This window comes from Ensifer soli, assembly GCF_041928815.1.
GTDB lineage: Bacteria > Pseudomonadota > Alphaproteobacteria > Rhizobiales > Rhizobiaceae > JBHFEI01.
The window spans coordinates 429,187-454,611 of record NZ_JBHFEI010000001.1 but is presented as its reverse complement, the minus strand read 5'-3'; the positions used below and the strand labels follow the sequence as shown (position 1 = coordinate 454,611).

24 protein-coding genes are annotated in these 25,425 nt (G+C 68.2%); 10 read left to right on the top strand and 14 right to left on the bottom strand.

Features of this window, described 5'->3' with window-relative positions:
• Positions 1–35 precede the first annotated feature (35 nt).
• Positions 36–980 carry a nucleoside hydrolase gene (locus ACEVQ6_RS02040; RefSeq protein ID WP_374887217.1) on the top strand — a complete coding sequence of 315 codons (945 nt, stop codon included), beginning with the start codon at positions 36–38 and terminating at the stop codon, positions 978–980.
• 18 nt (positions 981–998) lie between these two features.
• On the opposite strand, the gene ACEVQ6_RS02035 is transcribed toward ACEVQ6_RS02040, so the two are convergent.
• Entirely contained in the window at positions 999–1,904 is a 906-nt protein-coding gene (locus ACEVQ6_RS02035; RefSeq protein ID WP_374887216.1) for a ribokinase, read from the bottom strand.
• Between the two features lie 49 nt (positions 1,905–1,953).
• The gene (locus tag ACEVQ6_RS02030) at positions 1,954–3,120 is read right to left on the bottom strand and encodes a DNA recombination protein RmuC (protein ID WP_374887215.1); all 1,167 of its coding nucleotides are present in this window, start codon (positions 3,118–3,120) and stop codon (positions 1,954–1,956) included.
• A 144-nt stretch (positions 3,121–3,264) separates the two neighbouring features.
• Between ACEVQ6_RS02030 and def the strand changes: the two genes are divergently transcribed.
• The 3 genes from def (at position 3,265) to truA (ending at position 5,609) form a co-directional block, all read left to right on the top strand.
• A complete protein-coding gene (def, locus tag ACEVQ6_RS02025) occupies positions 3,265–3,774 on the top strand; it encodes a peptide deformylase (RefSeq protein WP_374887214.1) in 510 nt (169 codons plus the stop codon).
• A gap of 152 nt (positions 3,775–3,926) precedes the next feature.
• The gene (gene fmt, locus ACEVQ6_RS02020; RefSeq protein WP_374887213.1) at positions 3,927–4,865 is read left to right on the top strand and encodes a methionyl-tRNA formyltransferase; all 939 of its coding nucleotides are present in this window, start codon (positions 3,927–3,929) and stop codon (positions 4,863–4,865) included.
• Positions 4,866–5,609 carry a tRNA pseudouridine(38-40) synthase TruA gene (truA, locus tag ACEVQ6_RS02015; RefSeq protein WP_374887212.1) on the top strand — a complete coding sequence of 248 codons (744 nt, stop codon included), beginning with the start codon at positions 4,866–4,868 and terminating at the stop codon, positions 5,607–5,609. It begins immediately after the preceding gene.
• Between the two features lie 10 nt (positions 5,610–5,619).
• Here the strand turns inward: truA and ACEVQ6_RS02010 are convergent, their stop codons facing one another.
• The 4 genes from ACEVQ6_RS02010 to dapD form a co-directional block, all read right to left on the bottom strand.
• Positions 5,620–6,216: a hypothetical protein gene (locus ACEVQ6_RS02010; protein ID WP_374887211.1), complete on the bottom strand. Its 597-nt coding sequence runs from the start codon at positions 6,214–6,216 to the stop codon at positions 5,620–5,622.
• Entirely contained in the window at positions 6,203–7,399 is a 1,197-nt protein-coding gene (gene dapE, locus ACEVQ6_RS02005) for a succinyl-diaminopimelate desuccinylase (RefSeq protein ID WP_374887210.1), read from the bottom strand. Before dapE ends, ACEVQ6_RS02010 begins: the two co-directional genes overlap by 14 nt.
• 72 nt (positions 7,400–7,471) lie before the next feature.
• Complete coding sequence (locus ACEVQ6_RS02000) at positions 7,472–7,795, bottom strand: DUF805 domain-containing protein (protein WP_374887209.1); 324 nt, start codon at positions 7,793–7,795, stop codon at positions 7,472–7,474.
• Between the two features lie 31 nt (positions 7,796–7,826).
• Positions 7,827–8,681: a 2,3,4,5-tetrahydropyridine-2,6-dicarboxylate N-succinyltransferase gene (gene dapD / locus ACEVQ6_RS01995; RefSeq protein WP_374887208.1), complete on the bottom strand. Its 855-nt coding sequence runs from the start codon at positions 8,679–8,681 to the stop codon at positions 7,827–7,829.
• A 98-nt stretch (positions 8,682–8,779) separates the two neighbouring features.
• On the opposite strand from dapD, the gene ACEVQ6_RS01990 reads away from it, so the two are divergent.
• Entirely contained in the window at positions 8,780–9,679 is a 900-nt protein-coding gene (locus ACEVQ6_RS01990) for an LOG family protein (protein ID WP_374887207.1), read from the top strand.
• A gap of 2 nt (positions 9,680–9,681) precedes the next feature.
• On the opposite strand, the gene ACEVQ6_RS01985 is transcribed toward ACEVQ6_RS01990, so the two are convergent.
• Positions 9,682–10,716, bottom strand: a complete 1,035-nt coding sequence (locus tag ACEVQ6_RS01985) for a proline racemase family protein (protein WP_374887206.1) — start codon at positions 10,714–10,716, stop codon at positions 9,682–9,684.
• Positions 10,717–10,826: 110 nt separating this feature from the next.
• Positions 10,827–11,543 (bottom strand): SDR family oxidoreductase, encoded by a 717-nt coding sequence (locus ACEVQ6_RS01980; RefSeq protein ID WP_374887205.1) that lies wholly within the window; start codon positions 11,541–11,543, stop codon positions 10,827–10,829.
• A gap of 121 nt (positions 11,544–11,664) precedes the next feature.
• Between ACEVQ6_RS01980 and ACEVQ6_RS01975 the strand changes: the two genes are divergently transcribed.
• From ACEVQ6_RS01975 to ACEVQ6_RS01955, 5 genes are all read left to right on the top strand, one after another.
• Positions 11,665–12,438, top strand: coding sequence for a LamB/YcsF family protein (locus tag ACEVQ6_RS01975; protein WP_374887204.1), 774 nt, complete (start codon positions 11,665–11,667; stop codon positions 12,436–12,438).
• A 20-nt stretch (positions 12,439–12,458) separates the two neighbouring features.
• On the top strand, positions 12,459–13,265 hold the full coding sequence (spdA, locus tag ACEVQ6_RS01970) for a 2', 3'cyclic nucleotide phosphodiesterase SpdA (RefSeq protein WP_374887203.1): 807 nt from the start codon (positions 12,459–12,461) through the stop codon (positions 13,263–13,265).
• A gap of 36 nt (positions 13,266–13,301) precedes the next feature.
• Positions 13,302–13,610: a YkgJ family cysteine cluster protein gene (locus ACEVQ6_RS01965; RefSeq protein ID WP_374887357.1), complete on the top strand. Its 309-nt coding sequence runs from the start codon at positions 13,302–13,304 to the stop codon at positions 13,608–13,610.
• A gap of 152 nt (positions 13,611–13,762) precedes the next feature.
• Complete coding sequence (gene putA / locus ACEVQ6_RS01960; RefSeq protein WP_374887202.1) at positions 13,763–17,449, top strand: trifunctional transcriptional regulator/proline dehydrogenase/L-glutamate gamma-semialdehyde dehydrogenase; 3,687 nt, start codon at positions 13,763–13,765, stop codon at positions 17,447–17,449.
• 195 nt (positions 17,450–17,644) lie between these two features.
• Entirely contained in the window at positions 17,645–18,235 is a 591-nt protein-coding gene (locus ACEVQ6_RS01955) for an IMPACT family protein (RefSeq protein ID WP_374887201.1), read from the top strand.
• 40 nt (positions 18,236–18,275) lie between these two features.
• Here the strand turns inward: ACEVQ6_RS01955 and ACEVQ6_RS01950 are convergent, their stop codons facing one another.
• The 6 genes from ACEVQ6_RS01950 to ACEVQ6_RS01925 form a co-directional block, all read right to left on the bottom strand.
• A complete protein-coding gene (locus ACEVQ6_RS01950; RefSeq protein WP_374887200.1) occupies positions 18,276–19,790 on the bottom strand; it encodes a calcium-binding protein in 1,515 nt (504 codons plus the stop codon).
• Between the two features lie 154 nt (positions 19,791–19,944).
• Positions 19,945–21,255, bottom strand: a complete 1,311-nt coding sequence (locus tag ACEVQ6_RS01945; RefSeq protein ID WP_374887199.1) for a calcium-binding protein — start codon at positions 21,253–21,255, stop codon at positions 19,945–19,947.
• 189 nt (positions 21,256–21,444) lie between these two features.
• Positions 21,445–22,488 (bottom strand): calcium-binding protein, encoded by a 1,044-nt coding sequence (locus ACEVQ6_RS01940; RefSeq protein ID WP_374887198.1) that lies wholly within the window; start codon positions 22,486–22,488, stop codon positions 21,445–21,447.
• A 114-nt stretch (positions 22,489–22,602) separates the two neighbouring features.
• Positions 22,603–23,385, bottom strand: a complete 783-nt coding sequence (locus tag ACEVQ6_RS01935) for a heme ABC transporter ATP-binding protein (RefSeq protein WP_374887197.1) — start codon at positions 23,383–23,385, stop codon at positions 22,603–22,605.
• Positions 23,382–24,470 carry a FecCD family ABC transporter permease gene (locus tag ACEVQ6_RS01930; RefSeq protein WP_374887196.1) on the bottom strand — a complete coding sequence of 363 codons (1,089 nt, stop codon included), beginning with the start codon at positions 24,468–24,470 and terminating at the stop codon, positions 23,382–23,384. The genes ACEVQ6_RS01935 and ACEVQ6_RS01930 overlap by 4 nt, the downstream gene beginning before the upstream one ends.
• Complete coding sequence (locus ACEVQ6_RS01925) at positions 24,467–25,375, bottom strand: heme/hemin ABC transporter substrate-binding protein (protein ID WP_374887195.1); 909 nt, start codon at positions 25,373–25,375, stop codon at positions 24,467–24,469. Before ACEVQ6_RS01925 ends, ACEVQ6_RS01930 begins: the two co-directional genes overlap by 4 nt.
• Positions 25,376–25,425 lie beyond the last annotated feature (50 nt).

The following is a 25,425-nucleotide window of genomic DNA, read 5'->3' as shown; positions in this document are numbered from 1 at the left end:
TAGTCGCGCGCCGAGAGACCCAGGAAGGACAGGACATGGCCGCGCCCCGCAAGATCATCATCGACACAGACCCGGGGCAGGACGACGCCGCCGCCATCATGCTCGCCTTCGGCAGCCGGGCGGAGCTCGACATTCTCGGTATCACCACCGTTGCCGGCAACGTGCCGCTGGCGCTGACCGCGCGCAATGCGCGGATCCTCTGCGAACTGTGCGGACGCACCGACGTCCGGGTCTTCGCCGGCGCCGACCGGCCGCTCGCCCGCCCGCTGGTGACTGCCGAGCACGTGCATGGCAAGACGGGGCTCGACGGCCCGGAGCTTGCCGAGCCTTCGATGCCGCTCGCCGAGGGTCATGCCGTCGATTTCATCGTCGAGACGCTGAGGCGCGAACCGGAGGGAACGGTGACGCTCTGCACGCTCGGGCCCCTGACCAACATCGCGCTCGCGCTGGAAAAGGCGCCCGACATTGCGGCGCGCATTCGCGAACTGGTGATGATGGGCGGCGGTTTCTTCGAGGGCGGCAACATCACGCCGGCGGCCGAATTCAACGTCTATGTCGATCCGGAGGCGGCGGCCAGGGTGCTTGCCGCCGGTATCCCGATCGTGATGATGCCGCTCGATCTCACCCATCGCGTGCTGACGCTGAAGACCCGGGTGGCGAAGATCCGCGCGCTCGGCTCGAAGCCGGCGCTGGCGCTCGCCGAAATGCTCGAATTCTTCGAGCGTTTCGACGTGGAGAAATACGGGTCCGACGGCGGGCCGCTGCACGACCCGACCGTGATCGCCTACCTGCTGAAGCCGGAGCTGTTTCAGGGCCGCGACTGCAATGTCGAGATCGAGACCGCCTCGCCGCTGACGCTCGGCATGACGGTCGTCGACTGGTGGCACGTCACCGACCGGCCGAAAAACGCCCGGGTCATGCGCTTCATCGACGACCAGGGGTTCTTCGACCTCTTGACCGAGCGGCTCGCGGCGATCTGACGGGGCCGCGATCGCGGCTCAGCCTTGAAGTGCCGCGTCGACATCCGCCGAAAGCGGGATCGCCGGCTGCGCGCCCGGCTTCAGGCAGGCGAGCGAGCCGGCAACGGCGGCGCGCCTCAGCGCCTGGGCGAAGTCGAGCCCGGCATCGAGGCCGGCGGCGAGATAGCCGCAGAACGTGTCGCCGGCGCCGACCGTGTCGACCGGTTCGATCGCAAGCCCGGCGGCGGTGATGACGTCGCCCTCATGGATGGCGATCGCCCCGTCCGCGCCGAGCGTGACGATGACGGTGCGCCCGGTCTCGTCGTGCAGCGCCTGCATCGCCGCCCGGCGCGAAGCGGCGTCGAGGTCCTGCCGTCCGGCCAGCAGTTCGAACTCGGTCTCGTTGGCGATGACGATGTCGGCGAGGCGTCCAAGGCGGGCCGCCTCCGGCGTCAGCGGCGCGATGTTGATGATCGAGCGCACGCCGGCGCGGCGGGCGGCGGAGAGCGCCGCCTCGACCGCTTCGGCCGGCACTTCGAGCTGCAGCATGATCGTGTCGGACGGCGTCAGCGCCGCAACGGCCCGTTCCGCGTCCGCCGCGTCGACCAGGCCGTTGGCGCTGGCGACGACGATGATGACGTTCTCGCCGTCGCCGCCGACGAGGATATGGGCGGTGCCGGTCGGGGCCCCGACGCGGCGCACGCCGGCAAGGTCGGTGCCAGCCTCTCGCATCAGCGCCAGGGCGCCCTCGGCGAAGGCATCCCCTCCGACCGCGCCGACCATGGCGACGCGCGCGCCTGCCCTGGTCGCCGCCAGCGCCTGGTTGGCGCCCTTGCCGCCGGCGGCGGTGGAAAAGCCGGTGCCGGCCAGCGTCTCGCCCGGCTTCGGCAGCCGGGGCGTGTTGGCGATGAGGTCCATGTTGATGGAGCCGAAGACAGTGATCATGGGGGCTTCCGTATCCGCGTGTGGGTCGCGGCGGACAGTGACGGGCCGATCAGTCCTCGTCAACCACCCGAAGCTTCAACGGCGCGCGCGGGTCTCTGGCCTCGGCGCGCGGCGGCGGTGCCTCGCCATCATCGGGTTCGAGCGCCGCGATCCGCGCGCCGTGGCGCTTCAGTTTGGTGGTGGTAACGAGGATCTCGTCGACATCCTTCTGCGCGGCGGCGAAATGGCCGCCGAGCTTGCGCACCCTCTCGTCGAGCCGCGCCAGGTCCTCCGAAAGCCGCGCCACCTCGGCCTGGATCAGGTGTGCCTGCTCGCGCATGCGCTGGTCGCGCATCATCGACTGGATCAGCGAGACGGCGAGCATCAGGAGCGAGGGCGAGACGATGACGATGCGGGCGCGCTGTGCCTTCAGGATCAGCGGCTCGAAATGCTCGTGGAGATCGGCGAAGACGGATTCGGAGGGCACGAAGAGGAAGGCCGTCTCCTGCGTTTCGCCGGGCAGCAGATATTTCGTCGCGACATCGCGGATATGCACGTCCATGTCGCGGCGGAACTGCTGCTGCGCCGCCCGGATCCCGTCCGGCTCGCGCGCCTCGCGCATCCGGTTCCAGGCCTCCAACGGGAATTTCGCGTCGATCACCAGCGGCGGCTGGCCGTTCGGCATGCGGATTAGGCAATCCGGACGGGTGCCGTTCGACAGCGGCTGCTGGAAACCGTAAGCGCCGATCGGCAGGCCGTCGGCGATGATCGCCTCCATGCGCGACTGGCCGAAGGCGCCGCGCGCCTGCTTGTTGGCAAGGATCGCCTGCAGGCCGGCCATGTCGCGGGCAAGCGCCTGGATATTGGTCTGCGCGTTGTCGATGACGGCGAGCCGCTCCTGCAGGCGCCTCAGATTGTCGTGGGTGGCGCGGGTCTGCTCGTGCATCGACTGGCCGAGATGGGCGCTCATGCCGTCGAGCCGTTCGCCGATCGAACGGTTCAGCTCCGACTGGCGCGCGCCAAAAACCTCGGCAAGCGCGGCGAGCCGGCCCTGCAACTCGGCCTGCTGCGCCAGCATCGCGTCGATCCGGGAGCCGCCCGCGCGCCGCCGGAGCGCGCCGATGCCGGCGAGAAGCAGCAGCACGCCGAGCGCGGCAAGGAGGGCTGCGCCGGTGCTGACGGCATGGCCGCCGACGACGAGAAGCGTTCGGTCAAGAAGGAGGGCAAGATCGGACATGAGACGAGCCTAGCAGTCTTCGACGGGAAAATCGAGATCAAACCATGAACATCCGTGGCGGGTCGCAGGACGTGCGCCCGTGAGCGGCAAAAAAAGCCGCGGTTGCGAATTCCCACGCGCGGCGAGATCGGCTAAGGAGCCGGAATGACGATCAAGCCGCTCATCATCCTTCCCGATCCCGTGCTGCGCCAGGTGTCCGCTCCCGTCGAGCGGATCGACGCGGAGGTGAAGGCGCTCGCCGCCGACATGCTGGAGACGATGTACGACGCGCCCGGCATCGGGCTCGCGGCGATCCAGGTCGGCGTGCCCCGGCGCCTGCTGGTGATCGACCTTGCCAAGGAAGGCGAGCCGAAGGCGCCGCAGGTCTTCATCAATCCGGAGATCCTGTCAACGACCGATGCCCGCTCCGTCTACGAGGAAGGCTGCCTGTCGATCCCCGACTATTATGCCGAGGTGGAGCGCCCGGCCGGCATCACCCTGCGCTATCTCGACGAGACGGGGGCCGAACACAGCGTCGAGGCCGACGGCCTGCTCGCGACCTGCCTCCAGCACGAGATCGACCATCTGAACGGCGTCCTGTTCATCGACCATATCTCGCGGCTGAAGCGCGACATGGTGGTCCGCAAGTTCACCAAGGCGGCCCGCGCCCGCTAACGCGTGTTTCGCAAAGCGGCGCAGCGGTCTTGCCAAAAGACATTGGTAAAAACAAAGACCTGAAGCGGGCGAGCGGATCTGAAAGATCGCGACACGCTTCAGGCGCTTGAGGCCTGCCCCATACGGGCAATCGAAGCGGGAGGCCGTCGACGATGGCGCTGAGGATCATCTTCATGGGTACGCCGGCCTTTTCCGTGCCGTCGCTCGCCGCCCTGGTCGAGGCCGGCCACAAGGTCGTGGCGGTCTACACCCAGCCGCCGCGTCCTGCCGGGCGGCGCGGCCTGGACCTCACCAAGTCGCCGGTGCACCAGGCCGCCGAGCTGCTCGGCATTCCCGTGCTGACGCCGGTCAATTTCCGTGATGAGGCGGACCGTGCCGCCTTCCGCGACCTCGATGCGGATGTCGCGGTCGTCGTCGCCTACGGCCTGCTCTTGCCCGAGGCGATCCTGAACGGCACCCGCCTCGGCTGCTACAACGGCCACGCCTCGCTGCTGCCGCGCTGGCGCGGTGCGGCACCGATCCAGCGCGCGATCATGGCCGGCGATGCCGAGACCGGCATGATGGTGATGAAGATGGACAAGGGGCTCGACACCGGCCCGGTCGCGTTGACGCGGGTCGTGCCGATTTCGGCCGACATGACCGCCGGCGACCTGCACGACCGGCTGATGCAGGCCGGGGCGACGCTGCTGCGCGAGGCGATGGAAAAGCTCGCGGCGGGCGACCTGCCGCTCACCCCCCAGCCGGAGGAGGGTGTGCTCTATGCCGCCAAGATCGGCAAGGACGAGACGCGGATCGACTTTTCCCGCTCCGCCGCCGAGGTCCACAATCACATTCGCGGCCTGTCGCCTTCGCCGGGCGCCTGGTTCGAGCTCACTGTTCATGGCCGCGCCGAACGCGTCAAGGTGCTCCGCTCCGCGCGTGCGGAGGGTGACGGCGTTGCGGGCGCGGTGCTGCCCGGCGAGGGGCTGGTCGTTGCCTGCGGTGCCGGTGCGGTTCGCCTGCTGACGCTGCAGAAGGCGGGCGGCAAGGCACTCGCGGCCGGTGATTTCCTGCGCGGCACGCCGGTCGCGCCCGGCACGAGGCTCGCCTGAATGCCCCGCTTCCGCCTGACCGTCGAATATGACGGCACGGACTATGTCGGCTGGCAGCGCCAGACCAACGGCGCCTCCGTGCAGGGCGCGATCGAGGCGGCGGTGCTCGCGCTGACCGGCGAAACCGTGTCGCTGCGCGGCGCCGGCCGCACCGATTCCGGCGTGCATGCGCTCGGGCAGGTCGCCCATCTCGACCTTTCCCGGGCCTGGAAGCCGGAGACGCTGCGCAACGCGCTGAACGCCCATCTCATGCAGGCCGGCGAACGGGTGGCGATCGTCGATGCCGCGGAAGCCGCGCCCGATTTCGATGCGCGTTTCTCGGCCCTGCGCCGCCACTATCTCTATCGCATCCTGTCGCGCCCCGCGCCGCTCACCGTCGAGCGCGACCGTGCCTGGTGGGTGGCGCAGCCGATGGATGCGGAGGCGATGCATGCCGCCGCCCAGGTGCTCGTCGGCCACCATGACTTCACGACGTTCCGCTCCGCGCATTGCCAAGCGGCAAGCCCGGTGCGCACGCTTGACCGGCTGGATGTCGGCCGCAGCGGCGACCTGATCGAGATCCGCGCCTCGGCCCAGAGCTTCCTGCACAACCAGATTCGTTCCTTCGCCGGAACGCTGAAGCTCGTCGGGCAGGGCAAGTGGACGGCGGACGACGTGCGCGCCGCCCTTGCGGCGCGTGACCGCAAGGCCTGCGGACCCGTGGCGCCGCCCTGCGGCCTCTATTTCCTGCAGGTCGACTACTGAGGATCGGCCGTCAGCCCGGCATCACGCCGAGCCAGCCGCGCAGGAGCGAGACAAGCATCAGCGGAGGGACGACGAAGACGATCGTGATCGCAGCTGCAAGAAGTGTCTGACCGCCCGTGACCGTCCGCATCAGCCGGAACAGGGCGGCACAGGAGCCGGCCAGGACGACAAGCGACAGAAGGGCCGCGAGCGGCTCTGTCGGCGGAATGACCAGCGCCACGGCGGTCGGCACAGCAATGGCATAGGAAAGGGGGACCATCAGCCAGTTGGTGGTGATGACGATGGCGCCGAAGGCGGCGGAAAAGTCCAGGAGCAGCGACAAAAGTCCGGTCAGCAGCAGCGGCAGCAGCCATACGGACAGGTCGATCAGAAGAAGTTTTGCGAAGAAAAGCGGACCGGTGACGGCCCCGGACGGCATGCCGTCGAGATAATACATCCGCCAGGATGCCCAGCCGACCGCCGAGGCCGGCAGGCACCAGAGGAAGGCGAGGAACGAGCGCCAGACGCCGAGCGCCGTCATGTCGAGCCTCTCGAAGCCGCGCTCGTCGGCGAGGATCAGCTGCCAGAGCCCCCGGCAATAGTCCAGCACGCTGTCAATCTGCGGCATGAACACCGAACCAGCGCTGAAGGAAGGCCTCGTAGATCGCCGTCAGCGTTTCCAGATCGGCAAGCGCGACGCGCTCGTCGACCATGTGCATGGTCTGGCCGACCAGGCCGAACTCGACCACCGGGCAGTAATCCTTGATGAAGCGCGCATCCGAGGTGCCGCCGGTGGTCGACAGCGCCGGCACGCGGCCGGTCACCGCCTCGATTGCGCCGGAGAGCGATGCGGTCAGCGCATCGTTGCGGGTGAGGAAGACATGGCTCGGCCGCTCGCTCCAGGCGATCGCCCAGTCGACCGGCTTCCGGCCGGGCCTAAGGCTTCCCTCGGCCGCCGCCCGCTCGAGGCGCGACAGGATCTCCGCCTTCAGGCTGTCGGCGGTCCAGCTGTCGTTGAAGCGGATGTTGAAGGCGGCGGTCGCCTTGGCCGGGATGACGTTGACGGCCGGATTGCCGGTGTCGATCGTCGTCACCTCCAGGTTGGAGGGTTGGAAATCGGCCGTGCCCGCATCGAAGGGCGGATGCATCAGCGCCTGCGTCAGTTGCAGGATGCCGCGCACCGGATTGTCGGCGAGATGCGGATAGGCGGCATGGCCCTGGATGCCCTCGACCGTGATGCGACCGGAGAGCGAGCCGCGCCGGCCGGTCTTGATCATGTCGCCAAGCGCCGCCGGATTGGTTGGCTCGCCGACGAGCGCCGCATCCCAGCGCTCGCCCTTTTCCGCCGCCCATTCGAGGAGCTTGACGGTGCCGTTGACGGCGGGGCCTTCCTCGTCGCCGGTGATCAGGAAGGAGATCGATCCCGGCGGCGGCCCGTGCCTCTCGACATGGCGGGCGACGGCGGCGGCGAAGCAGGCGATGCCCCCCTTCATGTCGACCGCGCCGCGCCCGTACATCTGCCCGTCGGCGATCGTGGCGGCGAAGGGATCATGCGTCCAGCGTTCGACATTGCCGGGCGGCACGACGTCGGTGTGGCCGGCGAACATCAGGTGCGGCCCCTCCGTCCCGAGCCGGGCGTAGAGGTTCTCGATGTCGGGCGTGCCTTCCTCCGAGGCCGTCATCCGCGCGACGGAGAAGCCGAGCGGTTCCAGCACCTCGGCGAGCACCGCGAGCGCGCCGCCCTCGGCGGGCGTGACGGACGGGCAGCGGATCAGGCGGGCGAGGATGTCGGCGGGATCGGTTCGGGTCATCGGGGGCAGGCCATCATGGTGTTTTCGAGGTGTAGCCGATCGCCGGCCCGGTGTCACGCGGCCTCGGCCGTGTCAGCCGTCCTCCGGCCGTCCGGGCCAGAGGCAGAGGGTGCCGACGAGAAGCGGCGCCGCCACGGGGATGAAGAGCGCGATGAGAAGCACGGGCGGCAGGCCGACATCGCGCAGGCGCTTCAGCGTCGCGGTCAGAAGCGAGGCGGTGCCGGCGAGCGAGGTGACGAAGAGCAGCAGCGTGTAGCCGACGAGCCGCACCTCGTTCGCCTCGTTGGCGGCGACGAGGGCGACATTGGCGAAGAGCACCGCCAGCCAGAACAGCCACAGGAGCGTGAAGAGCTGGCGGCCGATGCGCCCGGCGGGGTGGAAGAACAGGCGGAGCATCTCCGCCGATCCGGGCCCCGCCGCCACGCCGTCAGTCCCGCAGCAGCTCGTTGATGCCGGTCTTCGAGCGCGTCTTCTCGTCGACGCGCTTGACGATGACGGCGCAATAGAGGCTCGGTCCCGGCTCGCCGTTCGGGAAGGGCTTGCCGGGCAGGGAGCCTGCGACGACGACGGAATAGGGGGGCACCTCGCCATAGGTGATCTCGCCGGTGGCGCGGTCGACGATCCTGGTCGACTTGCCGATGAAGACGCCCATGCCGAGCACCGAGCCCTCGCGCACGATGCAGCCCTCGACGACCTCCGAGCGGGCGCCGATGAAGCAGTTGTCCTCGATGATCGTCGGTCCTGCCTGCATCGGCTCCAGGACGCCGCCGATGCCGACGCCGCCGGAGAGGTGCACATGGGCGCCGATCTGGGCGCAGGAGCCGACGGTCGCCCAGGTGTCGACCATCGTCCCCTCGCCGACATGGGCGCCGAGATTGACGAAGGACGGCATCAGGATCGCGTTCGGCGCGATGAAGGCCGAGCGGCGGACGATCGCGCCCGGAACGGCGCGGAAGCCGGCGCGCTCGAACTCGTTGGTGCTCCAGCCGTCGAACTTCGAGGGCACCTTGTCCCACCAGGACGCGTCGCCGGGGCCGCCCTTGACGATCTCCATCGGGTTGAGGCGGAAGGACAGGAGGACGGCCTTCTTCAGCCACTGATGAACCGTCCAGCTGCCGTCGGCGCCTCTCTCGGCAACGCGCGCCTTGCCGCTGTCGAGCAGGTTCAGCGCGGTCTCGACCGCGTCGCGCACCTCGCCCCGGGTCGAGACATTGACCGCGTCGCGGGTGTCGAAGGCGGTCTCGATCGTCTGCGACAGGCTGGAGAGATCATGGCTCGTCATCGGAATTCCTTAAACTTCGGCCTCTATCGTTTCACCCCTGTAGAGCATAGGCCCGCAAAGTTGAAGAGGCTTTCGGGGCACCGGGAAAGTTGGACGCGATGGCACGGATGAAGAAGCGGAACCTGAGGCGCAAGGACGGGGTCTGGGATGCGCTCGCCACCAGCGAGCACGACCGCAACCGCGCCGCCGGCGTGCCGCCGACGCCGCAGTCGGTGTCGCCGAGCTACCGGCTCGCCTATACCGACGAGGAGTTCCTCTGCCGCGAAGAGTTGCGGCCGATCCGTCTCCAGCTCGAACTTTTAAAGACCGAGATGATGCTCGCCGAGCACGGCATCAAGTCGACCGTCGTCATGTTCGGCGGCGCCCGCATTCCGGAACCCGGCAAGGACGCCTGGGCGGCGAAGAACGAGACGCAGCGCAGGAACCTGATGGACGCCTCGGTCTATTACGAGGAGGCCCGAAAGTTCGCCCGGCTCTGTTCGGAACATGCCCGTCTTTCCGGCTTCAGCGAATATGTCGTCGTCACCGGCGGCGGGCCGGGGGTGATGGAGGCCGGCAACCGGGGCGCCGCCGATGTCGGTGCGCCCTCGATCGGGCTCAACATCGTGCTGCCGCACGAGCAGGCGCCGAACCCCTTCGTCACGCCCGACCTGAGCTTCAACTTCCACTATTTCGCCGTGCGCAAGATGCATTTCCTGCTGCGGGCGAAGGCGGTCACCGTGTTTCCCGGCGGTTTCGGCACGCTCGACGAACTCTTCGAGACGATCACGCTGATGCAGACGGGGCGGATGGCGCTGGTGCCGCTTATCCTCTTCGGCGAGGCCTTCTGGCGCGGCATCGTCGATTTCGACGCGCTTGCCGCCTTCGGCACGATCGCGCCGGAGGACGTCAATCTGATCCGTTTCGTCGACACGGCGGACGCGGCCTGGTCGATCATCTCGGAGTTCTACGCCAAGGTCGATCCGGCCGCCGTCCCCGTTTCGACCGGGGAACGCTGAATTCAGCGGATCTCGCCCGCCTGCGGCCCCCAGGTGTCCGTCATGGCGAAGCCGTCCGCCAGCGGGTCGAACGGGTCGAGCGCCACCTGCGTCAGGCCGAAGGTCCAGCCGCGCCCCGTCACCTTGGGGATGACCGCCGGTCGTCCGGCGACGGTCGTCATGCTGTCGAGCGTCACCTCGAATTCCGAGCCAATGATCGAGCGCGAGCGGAAGACGTCGCCGGGTTTGGCGAGGCCGCGCGCGTAGAGCGTCGCGAGATTGGCCGAGCTTCCCGTGCCGCAGGGCGAGCGGTCGCAGCGGCCGGGCCACATGGTGGTGCAGGTGCGCACGGCGCCGTCCTCGTCCCGGTCGCGGAACATCACATAGGCGACGTCGCGGATTTCCGGGATCTCCGGATGGACGATCTCCATCGTCCGGTTGAGGATGTCCTTGATCGCCATGCCCGCCTCGACCAGCGCTTTCGCGTTCGGCTTGTCGATGGTGGTGCCGATCTGGCCGACATCGACCAGCGCGTAGAAGATGCCGCCATAGCAAAGGTCGAGGGTGATCCTGCCCCAGTGCGGCGTGTCGATGACGACGTCCAGCTCCTGCACGAAGGAGGGGACCATGGTCAGCGTCACCTTTTCGCAGCGCCCGTCGCGGCAGGTCGCGACCGCGCGCACGAGGCCGGCAGCGGTGTCGAGCGTGACGATCGTCTCCGGCTCCTTCATCTCCACCATGCCGGATTCAAGCAGTGCCGTCGTCACGCAGATCGAGTTGGAGCCGGAGGAGGCATGCGCCTGATCGGCCTGCAGGATGATGAAGCCGGCATCGGCCTCCGGCCGCTTCGGCGGCACCAGGAGGTTGACCGAGCCGAGCGGCGTGCCGCGCGGCTCGAGGCAGAGGAAGCGGCGGATGCCGTCGTCGACCGTGTTGATGTGGTGCATCTGCTCGGCGACGCTGTTGCCGGGGATCTTCGGCACGCCGCCGATGGCGACCCGGCCGATCTCGCCTTCGCAGTGGACGTCCAGCAGCTGGATCGTGCGCTTCCATCTCATCGCGTTATCCTCAGAGTCTGTCAGGTTCATTCTGAACCCGTCAGACTCTCGTTGTTTGTGATGGCGTTTGTCTTTCGGGAAAACCGGGTTCCACGTTTCCCTGACAAACTCTAGACGTGCCGGGTGACGCCGCCGTCGACGCGGATGTTCTGGCCGGTGATATAGCCGGCGCCGTCGGAGAGCAGGAAGGCCGCCGTCTTGGCGATCTCCTCCATCGTGCCGATCCGCTTCATCGGCACCTTGTCGGCGGTTTCCGGCTTGTGGGCGAGGCTGTCGATGAAGCCGGGCAGCAGGCAGTTCATGCGGATATTGTCGGCGGCGTAGCGGTCGGAATAAAGCTTCGTGAAGGCGCCGGCGGCGGCGCGGTAGGCGCAGGAGACCGGGAAGACCAGCGACGGCTCGAAGGCCGCATAGGTGGTGAGGTTGAGGAAGACGCCCTTGCCCTGTTTCAGCATGATCGGCGTCACCAGCCGCGCCATCCGAACGAGGCTCAACACCATCATGTCCGAGCCGCGCGCCCAGTTCTCGTCGGAGATGTCGAGGAGGTCGCCCTTCGGCGGATGGCCGGCGAAATTGACGACGGCATCGATGCGGCCATAGGTGTCCATGGCGAGCGCGACGATCGCCTCGATGTCGGCGGCCGTTTCCGTGCTGCCGCGCCTCGCCACGGCACCCAGTTCCGCCGCCAGCGTCTCGCAGCTCTCTGAGGGCGACATCAGCGCCAGGCGGTAGCCGTTGGCCGAAAGTTCGCGGGCGATGGCGCCCCCCATGCCGCGTCCGCCGCCGGTGACGATCGCGACCGGTCCCGTTGCATCCTGTCCTGCCATGCTGAACTCTCCCTCGGTTTGCGCTCTGATATATCAGACGGCGGAGCGACGCCAGATCTTTGTTTCGCCTGTGACACGGTTAGACTGGAAGTCCAGCAACAGTCTACGAAACGGCACGGACATGAACAGCGCCTCCCTGACGGTCGACCTCAATTCGGACATGGGCGAGGCCTTCGGCGCCTATCGCATGGGGGACGATGCCGCGATCCTCGACATCGTCACCTCGGCCAATGTCGCCTGCGGCTTCCATGGCGGCGACCCGGAGGTGATGGCCGAAACCTTCGCGCTGGCAAAGGCGCGCGGCGTCGCGGTCGGCGCCCATCCGGGCTTTCCCGATCTCTGGGGGTTCGGCCGGCGCAACATCCCGTTTTCCGCCGGCGAGATCGAGCGGCTGGTCGCCTACCAGATCGGCGCGGCGCAGGCGCTCGCCACCTATGCCGGCCATCCGATCACCCATGTCAAGGCGCATGGCGCGCTCGGCAACCTGACGCAGCAGGATGCCGACGTGGCAATGGCCGTCAACCGGGCGATCAGGGCAGTCGATCCGCGCCTCGTCTGCCTGACCATCGCGCTCGGCCACCAGCAGCGCCAGGCGGAAGAGATGGGGCTGACGACGGTCGCGGAAATTTTTGCCGACCGCGCCTATACCGACGAGGGGTTCCTCGTAAACCGCAAGATCGCCGGCAGCGTCATCCACGATGCCGACGTAGCGGCGGCGCGGGTGTTGCGCATGGTCAGGGCCGGCGCCATCGAGACCATCACCGGAAAGAGCCTGCCGACGCCGATCGGCTCGATCTGCGTCCACAGCGACACGCCGTCCTCCGTCGCCATTGCCCGCCGGGTGCGCGCGGGGCTGGAAGCGGGTGGCGTCACGGTGCGCAATTTCCTGGCTTGAACCTTCGATCGGACCGTCCCATGAGCAAGATCATCGTCTTCACCGACCTCCACATGGTGCCTGAAGGCGAGACCATCATCGGTCTCGACCCCTATAAACGTCTCGAAGCGGGGATCGCCCATGTCAACGCGAATCACGCCGATGCCGATTGTGTCGTCGTCACCGGCGACCTGACGCATCATGGCGACCGCGACTCCTACCGGCGACTGAAGACGCTTATCGACCGGCTCGCGCCGCCGGTGGCGCTCACCATCGGCAACCACGACCGGCGGGACACGTTCCTTAAGGTCTTCGCGGACGTCGTGCCGGACGAGAACGGTTTCGTCCAGCAGGTCGTCGACCTTGCCGATGCGCGCCTGATCCTCCTCGACACGCTGATGGCGCCGCCCTACGATTATCCGGACAGCCATGCCGGCATTCTCTGCGCGGCGCGGCTCGACTGGCTCGGGAAGCAATTGCAGGCGGACGGCAGGCCTTCCTTCCTTTTCCTGCACCATCCGCCGCACCCGACCGGCTTTTCCGGCATGGACATGATCCGGCTGGTCAACGGCGAGGCGCTGCACGACCTGATCGGCCGCTTCGGCCATGTCCGCCACATCGTCGCGGGGCATGTGCACCGCACGATTTCCGGCTCATATCGGGGGATCTCTTTCTCCGTCTTCAAGAGCACCGTGCACCAGCAGCCGATGCCCTTCGCGCAGCCCGATCCGTCGCTCTCCGTCGACGAGCCGGCCGCCTACGGCATCCTCGTCGTCACGCCGGAGGGCGTGCTGGTGCATACGGAGGATTACGAGATCGCGGCCGGCGCGGTTGCCGCGAATGCCTGAGGCGCATCGCTTCCGGCGGGCGGATGCGCTATTGTCCTGTCGATGACCATTCCGGACGAGACATTCGATTGCCAGAGCTGCGGCGCGTGCTGCGGCTATTCGGCCGACTGGCCGCGCTTTTCCATGGAAAGCGACGAGGAGCTGGACCGAATCCCGGCCGCGTTCGTCGCCGCCGATCTCTCCGGCATGCGCTGCGACGGCGACCGCTGTTCGGCGCTCGGCGGCGAAATCGGCAAGCATGTCACCTGCCGCATCTACGACGTGCGGCCGATCGTCTGCCGCACCTGCATGCCCGGCGACGACGAATGCCTGATGGCACGGCTGACGCTGCCGTCCGCCGCGTGAAACGCCTGCCGCTGAAGTCACGTTCCGGCGTGGCATTTTTAGTGAAACATCCGGCACCAAGCCGAAATTGCCCGATGGATATCCGCCGCGACGCTTCATAGAGTTTGCCGATCAAAAGGCCGCCGGCCTTGCTCGCCAGAGAGGGACGCCCGATGAACCTGCCCGCCGTCAGCCACGCCGCCGATCCCGCTCCCTTTGCCGGTTTCGCTCCGCCGATCCGGCCGCAGACAGCGCTGCGCCGGGCGATCACCGCCGCCTATCGCCGCCCGGAAATCGACTGCGTCACGCCGCTCCTCGCTGAAGCGACACAGCCCGAGGCGCTGAAGGCAAGTATCCGCGACACCGCCCGCTTGTTGATCACGGCGCTGCGCGCCAAGGCGAAGGGCTCGGGCATCGAGGGGCTGGTGCATGAATATTCGCTGTCGAGCCAGGAAGGCGTGGCGCTGATGTGCCTGGCCGAGGCGCTGCTCCGCATTCCCGACACCGCCACCCGCGATGCGCTGATCCGCGACAAGATCGCCGATGGCGACTGGCGGTCCCATCTCGGCGGCGGCCGCTCCCTTTTCGTCAACGCCGCCACCTGGGGCCTCGCCATCACCGGCAAGCTCACCTCGACCGTCGCCGACCGCAGCCTGTCGGCCGCGCTGACGCGGCTGATCGCCCGCGCCGGCGAGCCGGTGATCCGCCGTGGCGTCGACATGGCCATGCGGATGATGGGCGAGCAGTTCGTTACCGGCGAGACCATCGACGAGGCGCTCGCCCGCGCCCGCACGCTGGAAGCCCGCGGTTTCCGATACTCCTACGACATGCTCGGCGAGGCCGCGACGACCGCCGCCGACGCCCGCCGCTACTATGCCGACTACGAGAACGCCATCCATGCGATCGGCAGGGCCGCCGCCGGTCGCGGCATCTTCGACGGGCCGGGCATCTCGATCAAGCTTTCGGCGCTGCATCCGCGCTATGCCCGCTCGCAGGCCGCCCGGGTCATGGGCGAACTCCTGCCGAAGGTGAAGGCGCTGGCGCTGATCGCCAAGTCCTACGACATCGGCCTCAACATCGATGCCGAGGAGGCCGACCGGCTGGAACTGTCGCTTGATCTCCTGGAATCGCTGCGCCTCGATCCGGATCTTTCCGGCTGGAACGGCATGGGCTTCGTCGTGCAGGCCTATGGCCGGCGCTGCCCCTTCGTGCTGGATTTCATCATCGACCTTGCCCGCCGCTCGCGCCACCGCATCATGGTGCGCCTCGTCAAGGGTGCCTACTGGGACGCCGAGATCAAGCGGGCGCAGGTCGACGGGCTTACGGATTTTCCGGTCTTCACGCGAAAAATCCACACGGACGTTTCCTATATCGCCTGCGCGAAAAAACTGCTGGCGGCGACCGACGCCGTCTTCCCGCAATTCGCCACCCACAATGCCCAGACACTCGCCACCATCTACGAGATGGCCGGCCCGGACTTCTCCACCGGCCGCTACGAGTTCCAGTGCCTGCACGGCATGGGCGAGCCGCTCTATGACGAGGTCGTCGGCGCGGACAAGCTGAACCGGCCGTGCCGCATCTACGCGCCCGTCGGCACGCACGAGACGCTGCTCGCCTATCTCGTTCGCCGCCTGCTCGAAAACGGTGCCAACTCCTCCTTCGTCAACCGCATCGCCGATCCGGCCGTCTCCATCGACGAGCTGATCGCCGATCCCGTCGATGTCGTCCGCGCGCTCGCCGTCCCCGGGGCGCCGCACGAGAAGATCGCCGCCCCTTCGGCGCTTTACGGTGCGCGCCGCAATTCCGCCGGCCTCGACCTTTCCGACGAGCAGACGCTGGCCGCCTTGAGCGAGGCGCTCACCGACAGCGTCGCGCGCGACTGGACGGCGGCACCGCCGGCGCGTGCCGCCGCGAACGCCGCGCCCCGGCCGGTGCTGAATCCGGCAGACCACGCCGACCGTGTCGGCTCCGTCTTGGAAACCGATCCGGCGGCGGTGCCGGATGCCGTCAGGGCGGCGCGTGCGGCGGTCGGCGACTGGGCGGCGCGTCCCGTCGCCGAGCGGGCCGAATGTCTGCTGAAGGCGGCCGACCGGCTGCAGGAGACCATGCCGACCCTTCTCGGGCTGATCGTGCGCGAGGCCGGCAAGTCGCTGCCGAATGCGATTGCCGAGGTGCGCGAGGCGATCGATTTCCTGCGCTATTATGCCGAACAGGCGGTGCGGACGCTCGGTCCGGCGCACAGGGCGCTCGGGCCCATCGTCTGCATCAGCCCGTGGAATTTTCCGCTGGCGATCTTTGCTGGGCAGGTGGCGGCCGCGCTCGCCGCCGGCAATCCGGTGCTGGCGAAGCCCGCCGAGGAGACGCCGCTGATCGCGGCGGAAGCCGTGCGTATCCTGCAGACCTGCGGCGTGCCCGAGCATGTCGTGCAGCTCATCCCCGGCGACGGCCACGTCGGCGCGGCTCTCGTCGCCGATCCGGGCATTGCCGGTGTCATGTTCACCGGCTCGACCGAGGTGGCGCGGCTGATCCAGGCACAGCTTGCCGACCGCCTTTCCTCCGAGGGCAGGCCGATCCCGCTCGTCGCCGAGACTGGCGGCCAGAACGCCATGATCGTCGACAGTTCCGCGCTCGCCGAGCAGGTCGTCGCCGACGTGATCGCATCCGCCTTCGACAGCGCCGGCCAGCGCTGCTCGGCGCTGCGCGTGCTCTGCCTGCAGGAGGAGGTCGCCGATCGCGTGCTTGCCATGCTGAAGGGCGCGCTGCAGGAGCTGAGCATCGGCCGCACCGACCGGCTTTCGGTCGATGTCGGCCCGGTCATCACCGCGGAGGCGAGGGACACGATCGAGGCGCATATCGCGCGCATGCGCGCCGCCGGCAACCCTGTCGAGCAGATCCGGCTTTCGGGCGAAACCGGCGCCGGCACCTTCGTGCCGCCGTCGATCGTCGAACTGAAAAGCATGTCGGAACTGAAGCGCGAGGTGTTCGGCCCGGTGCTGCATGTGCTGCGCTACCGCCGCGCCGATCTCGACCGGCTGATCTCCGACATCAATGCCACCGGCTACGGCCTTACCTTCGGCCTGCACACCCGCCTCGACGAGACCATCGCCCATGTGACGAGCCGGGTGAAGGTCGGCAACATCTATGTCAACCGCAACATCATCGGCGCCGTCGTCGGCGTGCAGCCCTTCGGCGGGCGCGGGCTCTCGGGCACGGGGCCGAAGGCGGGCGGACCGCTCTATCTCGGCCGCCTCGTCTCGACCGCGCCGATCCCGCCGCAGACGAGTTCGGTCCACACCGATCCGGCGCTCCTCGATTTCGCCGCCTGGCTCGATGGCCAGGGGCTTTCGGAGGATGCGGAGGCGGCGCGCGACCTCGGCGGCACCTCGGCGCTCGGGCTGGAACTGGAACTGCCGGGCCCGGCCGGCGAGCGCAACCTCTATGCGCTGCATCCGCGCGGCCGCATCCTGCTCGTCCCGAAGACGCCGGCCGGGCTCCGTCGCCAGCTTGCGGCGGTGCTTGCGACCGGAAACATGGCGGTCGTCGATGCGGCCTGCGGGCTCCAGGGCGCGCTCTCTGGCGTTCCGGCCACCGTGGCGGCCCGGCTTGCCTGGTCGGACGACTGGGCCGCCGACGCGCCCTTCGCCGGCGCGCTCATCGAGGGCGAGGAGGACGCCGTGCGGGCGGCCAACCGGGCAATCGCCGCGCTTCCCGGTCCCCTTGTGCTGACGCAGGCGGCGTCGAGCGCGGAGCTTGCCCGCAATGCCGAGGCCTATTGCCTGAATTTCCTGCTGGAGGAGGTCTCGACCTCGATCAACACAGCGGCGGCCGGCGGCAATGCCAGCCTGATGGCGATCGGGTAGGCGCCCGGCCTCTCTCCCCAAGCGCATGATACGACCATGGTGACGCGGGGATCGGCAAGAGGATGCTTGAAACGGAGCATCGGGTGCGCCGTCCCGTTCCCATCGGATCGGCCGCGCCAACGGGATCGCGGACCGGTCGCCTGTTCCGGTCCGGCGCCGACTGCGTTATGAGCGCGGATGGAAAGGGAGGCACCCATGTTCACCATCCGCGACGTCGGGCATCTCTCGCAGGAGATCAAGAAGAGCCGTTTCACCGCGATCTGCGGTCCGGTCGGCAGCGAGGCGGAGGCGAAGGCCTTCATCGCCGGGCATTCCGATCCCGGTGCCACCCACAATTGCTGGGCCTGGCGCATCGGCTCCGTCTATCGCTTCAACGATGACGGCGAGCCGGGCGGCACGGCGGGCAAGCCGATCCTGCAGGCGATCGACGGGCAGGAGCTCGATCAGGTGGCGGTGCTGGTCATCCGCTGGTTCGGCGGCATTCTGCTCGGCAGCGGCGGGCTGATCCGCGCCTATGGCGGCACGGCGGCGAGCTGCCTGCGGCAGGTGGAGAAGGTCGAGCGGATCGTCATGGTCCAGGCGGTGATCGTCGCCGATTTCTCCGACCTGCAATTGATCCGCGCCCGCATCGCCGCCCATGGCGCCGTCGTCAGGGACGAGGCGTTCACCGCGACCGGCGCCGAGCTCTGCGTCGATATTCCCGAAGCCGGGGTGGAAGCCGTGGGCGCGCTGGTGCGCGACATCAGCCGGGGACGCGCCCGCTTCAAACGGAAAGACCCGACCTGAGCCGGGTCCATCGTCATCTGGCAACAGTCGCGGAGCCGTCTCAGACGAAGGCGAAATCGCCTTTGTCGAGATCGGCGCGCTGAACTCCATGCAACGTCAGGATGTTGTCGGCGTCGACGGTGATGACGACACCAATGGAAGCCTGCGTCGCATGCGCCATCACATCGTCAAAGGAGGAGAAGATCTCCTTCTCGAAAACGATTTTGTCCAGGGATGCCATTTTCTTGGAGAAGTCGAATCCAGATACCGTGGTTTTCTCGCCTCCGCCGGTGAAGAAATAGGTATCTCCACTGCGATCGAAAGTCACGAAAACAGAATTGGTCCCGGGTCCACCGTAATAGCGGCTCGCGCCAGGCCCGCCGTAGAACTGGTCGTCGCCGGCACCCCCCATCAGCAGACTGTTACCGCAGCCGTGGTATGAGATCCTATCGTTGCCGTCGCCACCATCAAGCGTGTCGGTACCGCCAGTCGATGTGATCCTATCATCGCCGTCGCCGCCGAAGATCGTGTCATTGCCGGCTCCGCTATTGATGACGTCATCGCCCCTGCCGCCGGTGAGGCGGTTATTGCCATCGCCGCCTTCAATCGTGTCATTGCCGTCGCCGCCATCGATGATGTCGTCGCCGCCCTTGCCGTAGAGCTTGTCGTTGTCGGCGCCGCCGAGGATCGTGTCCTTGCCGGCGCCGCCCAAAAGCCTGTTGGTGCCCTCGCCGCCGAGGATGCGGTCATTGCCGGCGCCGCCGTCGATCGTGTCGTCGCCGGCATCGCCCTGCAGCACGTCGTTGCCCTCGTCGCCGGCAATCTTGTCGTCACCGGCGCCGCCCCTGATCTTGTCGACGTCGCCGCCGCCTGAGATCGTGTCGTTGCCGGCGCCGCCGAGGATGACGTCACGGCCTGCGCCGCCGGAGAGCACGTCATTGTCCGCGCCGCCGTCGAGCTTGTCGTTGCCGGCCCCGCCCGACAGCGTGTCGTTGCCATTGCCGCCGACCAGCGTGTCGTTGCCCGCGCCGCCCGCGAACACGTCGTCGCCAATATAGCCATAGAGCTTGTCGTTCTGGCTGAAGCCGGTCATCCGGTCGGCGCCGGTGGAGCCGACGAAGTTGATGGCGAGCGCGCCGATCTTCTCGATGACGCTGGAGGCGTCGGCGGTCGACAGCGTCGTCAGCAGCGTGTTGACGTCGTCGTTGACGGTGATGCCGAGGCCCGCGATCTTCAGCTCGAAATCCAGGATGAAGCGGCGCGAAATGCTGTTGAGGCGGTTGTCGGTGCCGAAGGAGACGGAATCGGCCGTGCCGGTGACGATATCCGTCGCCGGATCGCGGCTGAGAAGGCCCGCGCTGGCGCCGACGACGACGCCGTAATTGGCCGCCGTGCCGTCGGTGACGGCTATTCGCTGCCGGAATTGCCGTCGAGGCCGCTGACCATGCCCTCGCCCACCGGCCTGAACGTGGTCGGCAGGCCGGTCAGATAGGCCTCGACGTCGATGCCGACGGCGTCGTTGTTGATGTTTTTGCGGTAATTCGAACCGCCATACTCTTTCCCCCAAGTCGGGCAAGCAGGCCATGTCCGGGCCGGGCAGTATCGGCGCCGGGCTTCACGTGCAAATTTTATCCATCAGGAACATGAAATTTTAACCCTGGCAGGCCGCGGACGCAGAAAGACCCGGCGGTGCCGGGTCTTCCTCGATTTTCCGATGGCCGTGGCGGGTCTCAGATGAAGCCGAAATCGTCGGCGACGAGGCTGGCTTCCTTGACGCCGGCGAGCGTCACCTTGATGTCGTCGACGGTGATGACGAGGCCGGCGGCGCTGTCCACCGCATGATCGAGCACGTCCTGGAACGTGGCGAGGTCCGCCTTCGAGAAGATGATCTTGTCGAGGCTCGCCGTACCGCCGCTGAAGCCGGAGACCGTCGTCGTCTGGCCGCCCTCGGTGAAGAAGAACGTGTCGTTGCCGACGATGTCGGTGAGCGTGTTCTTCCCACCGCCGCCATAGAGGCGGTCGTTGCCGGTGCCGCCGTTGATCGTGTCATCGCCGGCACCGCCCTTCAGCAGGTCATCGCCGGCGCCGCCAAGGAGCTTGTCGTTGCCGGCGCCGCCCTCGATCGTGTCGTTGTCGTTGTCGCCCGAAAGGAAGTCGTCGCCGTCATTGCCGAAGATCGAATCCTTGCCGTGGAAACCGGTAACGGTATCGTTTCCGGCGCCGCCGAGAATGCGGTCGTTGCCGATGCCGCCGCCGATCTTGTCGTTTCCGGCGCCGCCGTTGATCTTGTCGTTGCCGCGATCCCCGTTCAGCGTGTCATCGCCTGCGCCGCCGTCGAGCGTGTCGGCACCGTCGCCGCCGAAGAGGCGGTCATTGCCGCCGCGGCCGAGCAGCGAATCGTTGCCCGCCCCGCCCGACATATCATCGTCGTCCGCGCCGCCGTCGAGGCGGTCGTTGCCGCCGCCGCCGGAAAGCGCGTCCTTGCCGACGCCGCCCGAGAGCGTGTCGTCGCCGGCATCGCCCGACAGGGTGTCGTCGCCGCCATAGCCGTAGAGCTTGTCGTTCTGCCGGAAGCCGCCCATCTTGTCGGCGCCGGTCGAGCCGTAGAAATTGACCGAGAGCTTGGCGAGTTCCGGCAGCAGGCCGGAGGCGTCGGCAGCGGCGAGCTTGGCGAGCAGGATCGTCGCATCGGCGGCGACGTTGACGCCGAGGCCGGTGATCGACAGTTCCGGCTTGATGCCGAAGCGCGGCGACACCGTGCCGAGGCGGATGTTCGAGCCGAAGGTGACGGAATCGACGGAGCCGATGACCTGCTGGGTGATCGGGTCGTAGGTCAGCTCAGTCGCGCCCGCGCCGATGACGATGCCGGCACTGTTCTCCGTGCCGTCGGTGATCGCGTATTCCCGTCCGGAATTGCCCGCGCCGCTGAACTGGCCGTTGCCGGCTGGAACGAACGTCTGCTGGAAGCTTGTCAGATAGGTCTCGATGTCGATGCCGACGGCATCATTGTTCAGGTTCTTCGCTACGATGCGCAATGCCATGGGGGCCCCCTTTTGCAGTGTCGTCCTGCAAGATGTGGCCTAGCCAGATCTTATAAAAAAGTCAATAATTTCTAATATGACATATTCGGATGAAAAAATCGAGCGCGACTGTTCCCACGTGTCGCAAACGGGAAAACCCGGCCATCGGCCGGGTTTCGCAAGGATCGGGTTTTCCGCCGGGACGCCGTCTCAGACGAAGGCGAAGTCGTTGCGGTGGAGGTCGGCCAGTTCGACGCCGGTCAGCGTGATCGAGCCCTCGCCATAGGCGATGACGAGGCCGGCGGCGCTGTCTTCCGCGGCCGCCTGAAGCGCGGCAAAACTGGCGATCACGTCCTTGTCGAGCACGATCTGGTCGCCGACCGCCGCACCGGCGTCGAAATCGGTGATCACGTCGTTGCCGGTGTTCTTGCCGAAGATGAAGACGTCGCGGCCGGCGCCGCCGGTCAGCCGGTCGTCGCCGGCGCCGCCATTGATGCGGTCATTGCCGGCGCCGCCATGGATGACGTCGTTGCCGGCCTCGCCGTAGAGCTTGTCGTTGCCGGCATCGCCATAGAGCGTGTCGTTGCCGGCGCCGCCCTTGACCGTGTCGTTGCCGGTGCCGGCGCGCACGCGGTCGTTGCCGTTCTGGCCGAAGATCACGTCGTTGCCGCTGCCGCCGAGAAGCACGTCGTTGCCGTCGCCGCCGACGAGGCGGTCGTTGCCGGCGCCGCCGGTCAGGAGGTCGTTGCCGCCATGGCCGTAGAGCTTGTCATTGCCGCCGTAACCCGTCACCGTATCCTTGCCGGTGCTGCCGATGAAGACGAGCGTGTCGCTCTTCAGCGCGTCGACGATGCTGTCGGCGTCCGCCGCCATCAGTTCGGAAAGGGCGACGGCCGCCGCGTCGGCGTCGTCGATGCCGAGCCCGCTGATCTTCAGGTCGAGCACCTGGGTGAAGGCGCCCTTCGCCGCATCGAGCGTCGTCTGCGTGCCGAAGCTGACGGAGCCGAGCGAGCCGCCGACCACATGGGTCGTCATGTTGTAGGCCCAGTCGGTCTGGCTCGCGCCGAGCACCACGCCATACTTGTCGGCGCCGCCGTCGGTGAAGGCGTATTCCTTGCCGGAAATCCGGTTCGCGCCGCTGAACTGGCCGTAGCCGCTGCGCACGAACGTGTCTTCGAAAGTGTCGAGATAGGCGAGAAGATTGATGCCGGTGCCGTCCCCGTTCGCATCCTTCGCCACGATCCTGATTGCCATGAGTTTTCTCCTTCAGCGGCTGCCGTCGGACATCGGATATGTAAGATGACTTTTACTGTCAAGTTTTATCGGAAAAAACATGATGAAAATAATCATATTTCATTGCGACAGATGTCAGGCGTCACGCGCCTGGGTCAGAACGAAGGGTGTGCCAGGTGGCGGAAGGCGCCCGACCGTGCCGCTGACGCCGTAGACCGCGGCGATCGCCGCATCCGTCAGGCTTTCGGACGGCGGTCCTTCGGCGACGATCCGCCCCTCCTTCAGGAAGACGAGGCTGTCGGCATATTCGGCGGCGAGATTGAGGTCGTGCAGCACGGCGAGCACCATGCCGCCGCCGCGGGCGAAGCTGCGCGCCACGTCGAGGACGGCGATCTGGTGGGCGAGGTCGAGGCTCGCCACCGGCTCGTCGAGGAAGAGGGCGCGGGCGAGGCCGTCCTCGGCCGGCGCCGGCATCTGGGCGAGCACGCGGGCGAACTGGACGCGCTGCTGCTCGCCGCCGGAGAGCGAGGGATAGGACCGGCCGGCAAACGCGGCGAGACCCAGGCGGGAGAGAGCGGCAAGGGCCGCGCCGTCCGGATCGCGGGCCGCGCGGGCAACGGCGCCCATGCGGACGACGTCGAGGACGCTGAAGGGAAAGGCGACCGGCGTCGCCTGCGGCAGCACGGCGCGCAGCATGGCGATGGCGCGCGGCGTCAGGCCGGCGATGTCGCGACCGTGGATTTCCACCCGCCCCGCGCTCGGCCGCACCTCGCCGGTCATCATGCCGATGAGCGTCGACTTGCCGGCGCCGTTCGGCCCGACCAGCACGGTCATGCGGCCGGGCGCGAGCGCGAGCGTGACCCGGTCGACGAGCGCCCGCCCGCCGGCGCGCCGCGACACGCCGTCCGCGCGGATCACGGCTCGATCCTCGCCCGCCCCGGGCGGCCGACGAGCAGCATCAGGAAGACCGGCGTGCCGAGAAGGGCGGTGATGATGCCGATCGGCAGTTCGGCGGGTGCGGCGACCACCCGGGCCAGGCTGTCGGCGAGAAGCATCAGCGCCGCGCCGCCGAGCGCGGAGGCCGGCAGGACGCGGCGATGGGCCGGCCCGAGCACCAGGCGCACGAGATGGGGCACGATGATGCCGACGAAGGCGATCGACCCGGTCATGGCGACGGTGGCGCCGCAGGCGGCGGCGACGCCGACGATGACCAGCCGCTTCAGCCGCTGCACCGGCACGCCCATGTGGAAGGCGGCCGCCTCGCCGAGCACCAGCGCATCGAGCCCGCGCGCGACGAAGGGCATGAGCAGCACGACGGCGCCGACGAAGGGAAGAAGCACGAGAACCCGCGTCATCGTCGCGCCGCCGAGAGAGCCGAGGCTCCAGAAGGTGATGTCGCGCAGCGCCGTGTCGTCGGCCGAGAAGATCATCAGCCCGGTCACCGCGCTTGCGAGCGCCCCGAGCGCGATGCCGGCGAGGATGAGGCTCGCCGTCGAGGTGCGCCCGCCTTGCGTCGCGATCAGGTAGAGGAGGCTCGTGTTGAGGAGCGCGCCGAGAAAGGCCATCAGCGGCAGGAAGGCCACGCCGAAGAGATGGGTGAGCGGCGCCAGCAGGCCGGTGCCGAGCACGATCGCGGCGACGGCCGCCATCGCCGCGCCGGAGGTGACGCCGACGAGGCCGGGATCGGCGAGCGGATTGCGGAAGAGGCCCTGCAGCATCGCGCCGGAGAGGCCGAGGCCGGCGCCGGCGAGAAGGCCGAGCAGCGTGCGCGGCAGGCGCACCGCCTCGATGATCACGGTCTGCTGCGCCGTCAGCGCGGAGGACGTTCCGTAAAGGTAGAGCGCGAGTTCGCCGAGGCTGACGCCCGAGGGGCCGGTGGCGAGCGAAACGAGACAGGCGGCGCAAAGCAACAGGCCGAGCGCGCCGAGCACCGGGCCGGAGCGCGGCGCCGTCCGCCGCAGGATCCCGGCATCGCCCGCGCGCACCGCCACGGCGAGGCTCATGGCGTGATCGCGCCGGGATAGAGCGTCGACGCGAGGCTGCGGGCCGCCTCCGGCGTGCGCGGGCCGAAGCCGAGCAGCAGGAGGCCGTCCATGGCGATCAGCGTCTTTCCTGCCGCCGCCGGGGTCGTCTGGAAGGCGGGCATCGCGAACACCTGCTCGGGCGTCGCCCTGTGCTCGCCGCGCTGCATGACGAGGATCGCGTCGGGGGCGGCGGCGATCACCGCCTCGTCGGTCACAGGCTTGTAGCCCTCGACCCCCGTAAGCGCGTTGACGCCGCCGGCAAGCCGGATGATCGCGTCGGCCTCCGTCTTCGCGCCGCCCGCCATGATCCGGCCATTGGCGAGCGAGAGGACGAAGAGGACGCGCTTGCGCGGTTGCGGCAGCGCCGCCGTCTCGGCCGCCAGCGCGGCGAAGGCGTCATCGACGCGTTTTGCCAGCGGCGCGGCCTTGTCCGCAAGCCCGACGGCCGCACCGACGTCGCGGATCTTGCCGGCGATCGCGGCGCCGTCCGGCGCGCCGGCGACGATGGTGACGGGCACCGCGCTCGCCTTCAGGATCGCCATCACGTCCGGCGGGCCGGCATCGCCCTCGGCGAGCACCAGGTCCGGCGTCTGCGCCAGCACGCCCTCGGCCGAAAGCGCGCGCAGATAGCCGACATTCGGCTTGGCGCGCGCCTCGGCGGGATAGGAGGAGGTGCTGTCGACCGCGACGATCCGGTCGGACGCGCCGAGCGCGTAGAGGATTTCCGTGATCGTGCCGCCGACGGAGACGATCCGCCGCGCATCCGCCTTGCCGCCGTCTGCGGCCCTCGCCCCGGAGGCGAGAGGCCCCGCGACGATCAGGCCCGCGACAATCATGAGAGGCAGCGCCAGCCGGCGCGCGGAGGCAGGGCAGGGATGTCGCATCGTTCAGGGTCCTGGCTTCGGGGAAGCGGTCGGAAGTGTCGCTCCGTCCG

Coding starts and splice junctions, on each gene's coding strand:
- ACEVQ6_RS02035 (WP_374887216.1), bottom strand. CDS start 1,904: ATGATCACTGTCTTCGGCTCCATCAACATGGACCTCATCGCCAACACG.
- ACEVQ6_RS01955 (WP_374887201.1), top strand. CDS start 17,645: ATGTTCACCATCCGCGACGTCGGGCATCTCTCGCAGGAGATCAAGAAG.
- ACEVQ6_RS01990 (WP_374887207.1), top strand. CDS start 8,780: ATGGCACGGATGAAGAAGCGGAACCTGAGGCGCAAGGACGGGGTCTGG.
- ACEVQ6_RS01985 (WP_374887206.1), bottom strand. CDS start 10,716: ATGAGATGGAAGCGCACGATCCAGCTGCTGGACGTCCACTGCGAAGGC.
- fmt (WP_374887213.1), top strand. CDS start 3,927: ATGGCGCTGAGGATCATCTTCATGGGTACGCCGGCCTTTTCCGTGCCG.
- ACEVQ6_RS01980 (WP_374887205.1), bottom strand. CDS start 11,543: ATGGCAGGACAGGATGCAACGGGACCGGTCGCGATCGTCACCGGCGGC.
- ACEVQ6_RS01930 (WP_374887196.1), bottom strand. CDS start 24,470: ATGAGCCTCGCCGTGGCGGTGCGCGCGGGCGATGCCGGGATCCTGCGG.
- ACEVQ6_RS01925 (WP_374887195.1), bottom strand. CDS start 25,375: ATGCGACATCCCTGCCCTGCCTCCGCGCGCCGGCTGGCGCTGCCTCTC.
- ACEVQ6_RS01940 (WP_374887198.1), bottom strand. CDS start 22,488: ATGGCAATCAGGATCGTGGCGAAGGATGCGAACGGGGACGGCACCGGC.
- dapE (WP_374887210.1), bottom strand. CDS start 7,399: ATGACCCGAACCGATCCCGCCGACATCCTCGCCCGCCTGATCCGCTGC.
- putA (WP_374887202.1), top strand. CDS start 13,763: ATGAACCTGCCCGCCGTCAGCCACGCCGCCGATCCCGCTCCCTTTGCC.
- ACEVQ6_RS02000 (WP_374887209.1), bottom strand. CDS start 7,795: ATGCTCCGCCTGTTCTTCCACCCCGCCGGGCGCATCGGCCGCCAGCTC.
- ACEVQ6_RS02010 (WP_374887211.1), bottom strand. CDS start 6,216: ATGCCGCAGATTGACAGCGTGCTGGACTATTGCCGGGGGCTCTGGCAG.
- ACEVQ6_RS01975 (WP_374887204.1), top strand. CDS start 11,665: ATGAACAGCGCCTCCCTGACGGTCGACCTCAATTCGGACATGGGCGAG.
- dapD (WP_374887208.1), bottom strand. CDS start 8,681: ATGACGAGCCATGATCTCTCCAGCCTGTCGCAGACGATCGAGACCGCC.
- spdA (WP_374887203.1), top strand. CDS start 12,459: ATGAGCAAGATCATCGTCTTCACCGACCTCCACATGGTGCCTGAAGGC.
- ACEVQ6_RS01945 (WP_374887199.1), bottom strand. CDS start 21,255: ATGGCATTGCGCATCGTAGCGAAGAACCTGAACAATGATGCCGTCGGC.
- def (WP_374887214.1), top strand. CDS start 3,265: ATGACGATCAAGCCGCTCATCATCCTTCCCGATCCCGTGCTGCGCCAG.
- ACEVQ6_RS02030 (WP_374887215.1), bottom strand. CDS start 3,120: ATGTCCGATCTTGCCCTCCTTCTTGACCGAACGCTTCTCGTCGTCGGC.
- ACEVQ6_RS02040 (WP_374887217.1), top strand. CDS start 36: ATGGCCGCGCCCCGCAAGATCATCATCGACACAGACCCGGGGCAGGAC.
- truA (WP_374887212.1), top strand. CDS start 4,866: ATGCCCCGCTTCCGCCTGACCGTCGAATATGACGGCACGGACTATGTC.